General features: G+C 48.8%; 5 protein-coding genes. 1 reads left to right on the top strand and 4 read right to left on the bottom strand.

The features are described 5' to 3' along the window. Positions 1 to 294: 294 nt before the first annotated feature. The 4 genes from ACZ25G_RS02930 to ACZ25G_RS02915 form a co-directional block, all read right to left on the bottom strand. Positions 295 to 1,683 carry an alanine/glycine:cation symporter family protein gene (locus ACZ25G_RS02930; RefSeq protein WP_463681480.1) on the bottom strand — a complete coding sequence of 463 codons (1,389 nt, stop codon included), beginning with the start codon at positions 1,681 to 1,683 and terminating at the stop codon, positions 295 to 297. A gap of 185 nt (positions 1,684 to 1,868) precedes the next feature. Continuing rightward, complete coding sequence (locus ACZ25G_RS02925; RefSeq protein WP_463681479.1) at positions 1,869 to 2,174, bottom strand: DUF6506 family protein; 306 nt, start codon at positions 2,172 to 2,174, stop codon at positions 1,869 to 1,871. Between the two features lie 43 nt (positions 2,175 to 2,217). After that, positions 2,218 to 3,117, bottom strand: a complete 900-nt coding sequence (locus tag ACZ25G_RS02920) for an NAD(P)-dependent oxidoreductase (protein ID WP_463681478.1) — start codon at positions 3,115 to 3,117, stop codon at positions 2,218 to 2,220. Between the two features lie 4 nt (positions 3,118 to 3,121). Next, complete coding sequence (locus tag ACZ25G_RS02915; protein ID WP_463681477.1) at positions 3,122 to 3,883, bottom strand: DeoR/GlpR family DNA-binding transcription regulator; 762 nt, start codon at positions 3,881 to 3,883, stop codon at positions 3,122 to 3,124. A gap of 452 nt (positions 3,884 to 4,335) precedes the next feature. On the opposite strand from ACZ25G_RS02915, the gene ACZ25G_RS02910 reads away from it, so the two are divergent. Continuing rightward, a partial coding sequence (locus ACZ25G_RS02910) for a GH32 C-terminal domain-containing protein (protein WP_463681476.1) occupies positions 4,336 to 7,220 on the top strand: 2,885 nt, incomplete at its 3' end.

The following is a 7,220-nucleotide window of genomic DNA, read 5'->3' as shown; positions in this document are numbered from 1 at the left end:
CATAACAGCTATTTTACTATCGAGGAAATAGTTCCAAGAAGCTTTAGAGGCGTACTATTTCGCGATCGGAAAGCATATGTTGTGTCAGAGAAAAGGGGGCAGCAGATGAAACAGAGAAAACGGATAATGACCCGGATAGCCACAGTGTTGTTAGGATTGTTGCTGATTTTCCTAGGAATCCTATGTTACCCAAGGGAAAATCGGTCTGAAAGGTTACAGCCACCAACCGAAAAGAATATCCTTATCATCCGAGAATAACAAAGCAGCGGAAGCAACTAAGCTTCCGCTGCTTTGTTATTTTTTCATGAGCACACTGGAAGGGTCCCGAATATAGTCTTTTGTCATCTTGATGACCACCCCGCTGAGACCGATCAGGCCGATCAGGTTGGGAATCGCCATCAGCCCATTGAGAGTATCGGAGATATCCCAGGCCAGATCAATTTTCATGGTAGCGCCTACAACGGTCAAAAAGATAAAGACGGTACGGTAAATGAGTACAGGAAATGAGCTCTTTTTACACAGGTAGGCGACACTATGTTCCCCATACATGCACCATCCCAAGAGGGCAGAGATGGCGAACAACGCAGTAGCAATGGAAATAAAGTACCCTCCAAATTTTCCAAAAGCCTGGGAAAATGCAGCGGCAGCCATGGCTGTATCGGGAATGGTGCTGTTCCATACACCTGAGGATAGAAGGACAAGAGCGGTCATGGTGCAGACCACGATGGTATCCACAAAGACTTCGAACATCCCCCAGAATCCTTGTTCCACAGGGTTATCGGTATCCGCTACCGCGTGGGCGATGGGAGCGCTGCCAAGTCCTGCCTCATTGGTGAAAACACCCCTGGCGAAGCCATAACGCATGGCTTGGGCAACAGTAAATCCGATGATGCCGCCGGCAGCTGATTCGGGGTGAAAAGCCCCCTGAAGGATCAGAGCAAAAGCATGGGGGATTTCAGACCAGTTTAGGATGATGACCACCGAGGTTCCAAGGATATAAAAGATAGACATGATAGGAACAAGAGCCGAGGTAACCTTGGTAATCCGCTTGACCCCGCCCAAAATGACAGCGGCGGTAATCGTGGCGACAGCCACGCCAGAAATCCAGAGAGGAATATGAAAGGACGCCTCTAGGGCACCGGAGATAGCGTTGGATTGGGTCATATTGCCGATACCAAAGGAGGCGAGGGCACAAAGGACCGAAAAGATACAGGCCAGCCACTTCATATGCAACCCTTTTTCTATGTAAAGCATAGGGCCGCCGTAATATCGCCCATTTTCATCTGTACTACGGAATCGGACGGCCAAAGCCACCTCCGCATACTTGGTCATCATACCAAAAAAGGCGCTGATCCACATCCAAAAAACAGCGCCAGGGCCACCAAGAGAAATAGCAGTGGCAATCCCAACAATATTTCCCACCCCGATGGTCCCGGCCAGGGCAGTGGACATAGCCTGAAAGGGGGTGATCTTTTGGGCGGTTGGTTTTGAAGACCGTCTAGCAAAAAGAGAGCCTACCGTACATCGGATCATTCGTCCAAACCTGGTCAGCTGAAAAAATTTGGTCCGCAGAGAAAGATAAATGCCGGTTCCCAAAAGAAGCACCAGCATAAACGGTCCCCAGACAAAACTGTTTACTTGACCGTTGAGGGTGGTCAATGCCGTCATCAGCTGATCTACCATGGAAAGATCCACCTTTCTGCTTTGCGTTTCCCGAACTATGGGGATAGGAGTTCTTCGCTGCCCTACATATATATGGAAGAAGCCGATACAGATATGTATAAACCCAAAGCAGAGTGGCGTGGGAGAAAATCAGACTAAATAAAAAAGCCATATGGACACACTTGCCACATGGCTTTTTGCGAAACTTATTTACCAAAAAAGGCGTCAAACAGGTCATCCTGTTCCGGGAAGTGGGTCACATAACCAATAGGAATCTGGTTATCGGTCAGCTCAATGAGTTTTTGGCATTTTTCAGGTCCAAATGCGCCACACAGTTCAATGGCTCCCACATCCTTGTTCTGAACAAGGTCTTTGACCATCTCGCAGGCTTCATCAAAATCTCGAACACCACAGAGAATGGTGTTGCGCTTTGAAGTTACAAAGGTTGCTTTGTGCTCCTCAGGATTATAGTGAGGTCCCATCACCAGAAATGCAAGATGTTTTTGTGCCATATGATCTCTTCCTTTCTCCGTTTTCTTTTATCATACCACCAAGTCAGCGAGAAGACGTACCAAAAAATGATTCAATATTTTGGATGACTTTTTTCCCTAACCGTCGCGTCGTCTGAATGGACGCCCCGGAGGATTTGCCTACGCAGGAAACATTGGGAAGTTCTCTCAAAGAGGGACCCCCCAATGCAAGTTCGGTATCGCATAAAAAATAATTATCAGGACAGGCTAGCCATTGGCTTAGAGCGGGAAGATCAAAGGATGGGCCAATGGACGTGTTGACGATAATTTTTCCGTTGCCAAAAAGGGAAAATTCCCGCTCATGCAGAAGAATCACATTTTTATTGAGACAGGTGCAGAGGATATCCACTTCCTGCAGCAAGGTATCCAGATCTCGGTACTGGAACCCTTCCTCTTCCATGTCTGGTTTGCGGGTGCGGCTGTAATAGTACATGTCAGCGCCAAAATAACGGATGCCGCGGCCCACAAGGGAACCGCTGGTCCCCAGGCCCAGGATCCCCACCTTTACTCCAGTCAGTTCGGTGGGATAATTTTTCCATTGGCGGGGCCCGAATCCGTGGAGCAACCGGACCAATTCGCTGATAACGTACTCCACCACACCTTCATCCCCATAATCTCGGACGCCCAATACAGTGATCCCGCGGCTCTGCGCAAAACGGATATCCACATTGGCGCTCTCGGGAGAATAGAGACTGCAGCACATACCGATGTATTGAATAGAGGGGCAAGCAGCGATTACCTGGGCATTGATCCCGCTGGTGTAAGAGAGAAGGACACCGTCAGCGTCCCCAATGCGACGGATAATTTCTTGGTCATCAGTGGGAAGGTCGGGATAAAGCTGAACCTCCTTCGCCAGCTTCTGCAATTCCTTTTCGGAATGGGGATCCAAATGGATAGGTTCAATAGCAACAAGCTTACGGAACATACCTTTACCTCCTGTCCGGCGCTAGATAGACGTTAATTCCATTTTGTTTATAGTACTGGATAAATCTGGCATCCGTGGAGGCGTTGATGATCACATTGCGGATGCGATCCAGGTTGCATAGGTGGACAAAATGACGTTTGTTGAATTTGCTTTTATCCACGGTAAGGAAAAATTGTTTGGAGTTATCAAGAAGATAGTGATACAAGGGGAGATGGAGCCGGTTGACAATGGAATAGCCAGCGATGAGATCAACTCCATCAATATTGATGAAAACTTTATCAAAATAAAAATTGCGCAACATATCAGTGGTGAATTCCCCGATGGTTTCGATAAAATTGTCTTGGATATTGACATCACCACCCAGCAGGAGTATCTTAGCATTTTTGGATTGTGCTAGTTCCAAAACTGCGTCAATATTGGTAGTGACTACCGTGACACCCTTCCGGTTCTGGATATAGCGAGCGATTAGGGAACAGACCTTGCCAGCACCAAGAAAAATAGTATTGTGATCCTGGATGAGCTCCGCAGCTAGCCTAGCAATAGCATCCTTGTCGGCATAAATTTCAGGAATTTCTTCGCCGTCCAGCCGAGAGATTGGCTTTTTTTCTGGAGGAATGTACTGGGCTCCACCGTATTTTTTCAGGATCTTTCCCTGCTGGTGCATCTGATTAAGATCTCGACGGATTGTCGCCAGAGAAGCGCCAGTAATTTCGCTTAGAACCTCAGTTGTTGCGGTATCATGTTCTTTCAGATAATTGTAAATCATTTTTTCCCGATCGACGGAAAACAAAACCATCCCTCTTTTCCGTGATTTAGTACAAAAGAATCAATGATGAAAAGTCCATTTTTTACTATTCTATCAGAGCGATCAACTAAAATCAAGAAAGAAAAGTAACCTCAAAAAGGGAATCAATAATCGAAAACAATCACAATAATTTCTGCATTCTTTTGAAGAATGACAATGAGATAAAATTATGACCAATATAGGCTCCATTAGGCCGCCCATAGGGAGGACACTATCGGAGGAAAGCTTAAGAAAATCCCTATAACAAATGGAGATATCAGCGATCAGCACGAATCACTAAGGCAAAAACAAACAAAACAAATAAAAAATCTTCTTGTTTGTGAAAAAATATTGCCAATAATTTTTGACGATGATAAGATAGAATTAATCATTTACTTTTTTAAGTAAGGATCATGAAAAAGGAGGAAAAGAAATTGAGAAGGAGAGCAAAGAGAGGATTTTCCCTGTTGTTTGCCCTGGTTTTTGCTCTGATGAGCGTCGTTCCCGCGGGGATGACCATGGTCAGCGCTGCCGGACCGGTAGAGCTGGCTGGCTGGAGCGGGGACTTTTCCTTGGAGGAGGGGGTCCTTACCCTCAACAATACGGGCCAAGGCAATAACTATGTGGCATCCTCCACACAATCAGGCGCTTTTGTCTTTGAGACGACCATGAGTTATCAGGAAGGCGCTACCGCCGACGCTGGGCTTCTCTTCGGCGCCCCGGCCCAGGAGATGGAGCCTGCGGCTGGCGGTTGGTATGGCGCCATGGTCAATAATGGCGAAGCCAGGGTCTTCTGTGAACGGGGGGCGGATACCCTTAACGTGGTGGCCCCTATCCCTAACAGCAGCGAGCTGGATTATGAAAACCTCCGGCTAAAGCTGACGGTAGATGCGGCGAAAAATGTGGAGTTCTATGTCAACGACATGGAAAACCCTGTCATTTCCACCACAGCGCCTAATTTTGCCGGTGGTTATGTGGGCTTTGTCGGCTATAACCGCAGTGTCAAATACAGCGATTTTTCCTTTACTGACAATACCGATGCCCCGGTCCAGGGCGATTTTAACACCAACATCGAAGGTGAATGGACGGCCTCCGGCGGTATCTGGATGGAGACGGAGGACGGCCTCCTGGCTAACAACGGGGGCACCGGTGACCAGTTTTATATGTCACAATTGAATGTACCAGCTTCTGGCGCCTTTATCCTGGAAGGCGATATGCAGCTTTTGGAAGGTAATGCGGCGGGGCTGGTATTCGGCGTCAAGGACCCGGATAATCCCTATTCCTGCTGGTACTGCGTCAATGTGGACAAGAATATGCGCATTACCAAGCTTTTTAAGAACACGGGAACCGAAGTTTGGTCCATTCCCCGCAACCTGACAGAGGATGAGATGAAAAAGACCAATTTCCACTTCCGGGTCGAGGTGCTGGAAGGAGGCATGTTCAACTTCTATTTAGACGGGGAACTGGTGGGTTCCCGGCAGGAGACCGGTGATGTGTTTGAAGGCGGGTATATCGGTGTTATGAGCCACTTTGCCAAGGTGGTGTTCAATAATGTAGAGTATACCCCGGCCACCACCCCCAAGCTCACCGGCTTGGAGATTGAGGGCGCAGAGCTCAACGAGGAGTTTTCCCCCTCCCTTTACACTTACACGGCAGAGGTCCCCTATACGGTGGAAAGCGTACAGGTCAAAGCTTCTGCAGAGGCCGGCTATAGTCTGTCTATCAACGATGAGGCGGCTGTAGTCGGGGAATTTAAAGAAGTGGCACTGGAATCCGGATACAATGATATCCTGGTCAAGCTGACAGATGAAGAGACCGGAATTTCCAACATTACCACCATCCAGATCAAAAAGGCTTCTGATCCGGCTACTGCTTTCCAGGAGCAGTTCCGTCCCCAGTTCCACTTCACTCCGGAATATAACTGGACCAATGACCCCAACGGCTTAATGTACAATGCCAGCACCGGGGAATACCATATGTACTTCCAGCACAACCCCTATGACAAGGTGTGGGGGAATATGAGCTGGGGCCATGCGGTTTCCAAAGATCTGATTACCTGGACGGAGATGCCGGTGACCATGACCCCGGACGAGCTGGGGGCCATTTTCTCTGGCTGCGGCGTCATTGATAGGAACAATACCAGCGGACTCTTTGACGAGAGCACCCCGCCGGATGAGCGGATGGTGGCGATCTTTACCCACAGCGGCGGGGACACCACCTATGGCAACGAAAAACAATCCTTAGCTTATTCCCTGGACAATGGCCGGACCTGGATCAAATACAGCGGCAACCCGGTTCTGCGCAACGAGGGGAATAAATATGGCGGCGGCTTCCGGGATCCCCAGGTCTGGTGGCAGGAGGATGACGATTATGAGGCAGGCGGTGTCTGGCTGATGATTGTGGCCGGCGGCGACGGCCAGATCTTCTCATCCTCCGACCTGATCCACTGGACAAAGGAAAGCGACCTATACTATGAAAACGGCGCTAGGATCTCCTCTGAGTGCCCGGGCTTATACCCCCTGACTGTTGAGGGTACTGGAGAAACCAAGTGGGTCTACAACGGTTCCGGCAAATGGTATGTGGTAGGTGACCTAGTCAAAGAAGGTGGGAAATATACCTTTAAGCCTCTGACTGGACAGATCACTTACAATGGCGGACCGGATATGTACGCCACCATGAAGTGGTTCAACGACCCCAAAGGACGCACCCTGCTGACCAGCTGGATGCAGGAAACCGCCATGGATGGCAAGGATTGGACAGGCGCCCAGTCCCTGCCTTTGGTGACCGGGCTCAAGCTGATTAACGGCGAATACCGTCTGACCTCCTATGCCCCGGAGGAGATCAATGCCTATCGTTCTGAGAATCCTTTTTATGAGGTAGATAATCTGAAAGTCGGCGCCGACGATGAAAATATTCTCCAAGGCTTAGCCGGACAGAAATTTGATATTGAGGCAACCATTACCCCCGAGACAGCCACCGAGTTTGGTTTCAACCTGAGAAAAGGTGGAGACAACCAGCTGACTGTGAAGTACAACACAGAGTCTGACCTGCTTTATGTAGATAAGAGCCAGACGGGCAATTGGGGTAAAAATGAAGTTTGCTCTTATCAGCTGTATCCCACAGCGGATGGAAAGATTAAGCTGCGTATCCTGGTGGACTGGTCTATCATTGACGTATTCGGCAATGATGGCGAAGCGGCTATCGACACCATCTTCTACACCTCCCTGGACAATGCGGGAATGGAATTCTTCACCAATGGCGATTTGACCATTGATTCCCTGAAGATCTGGGATATGAAGTCCATGTATCGGGACGATTT

The organism is Zongyangia sp., assembly GCF_965361945.1.
The sequence above is the reverse complement of the archived record's forward strand: the minus strand, read 5'-3'. Positions and strand labels throughout refer to the sequence as shown.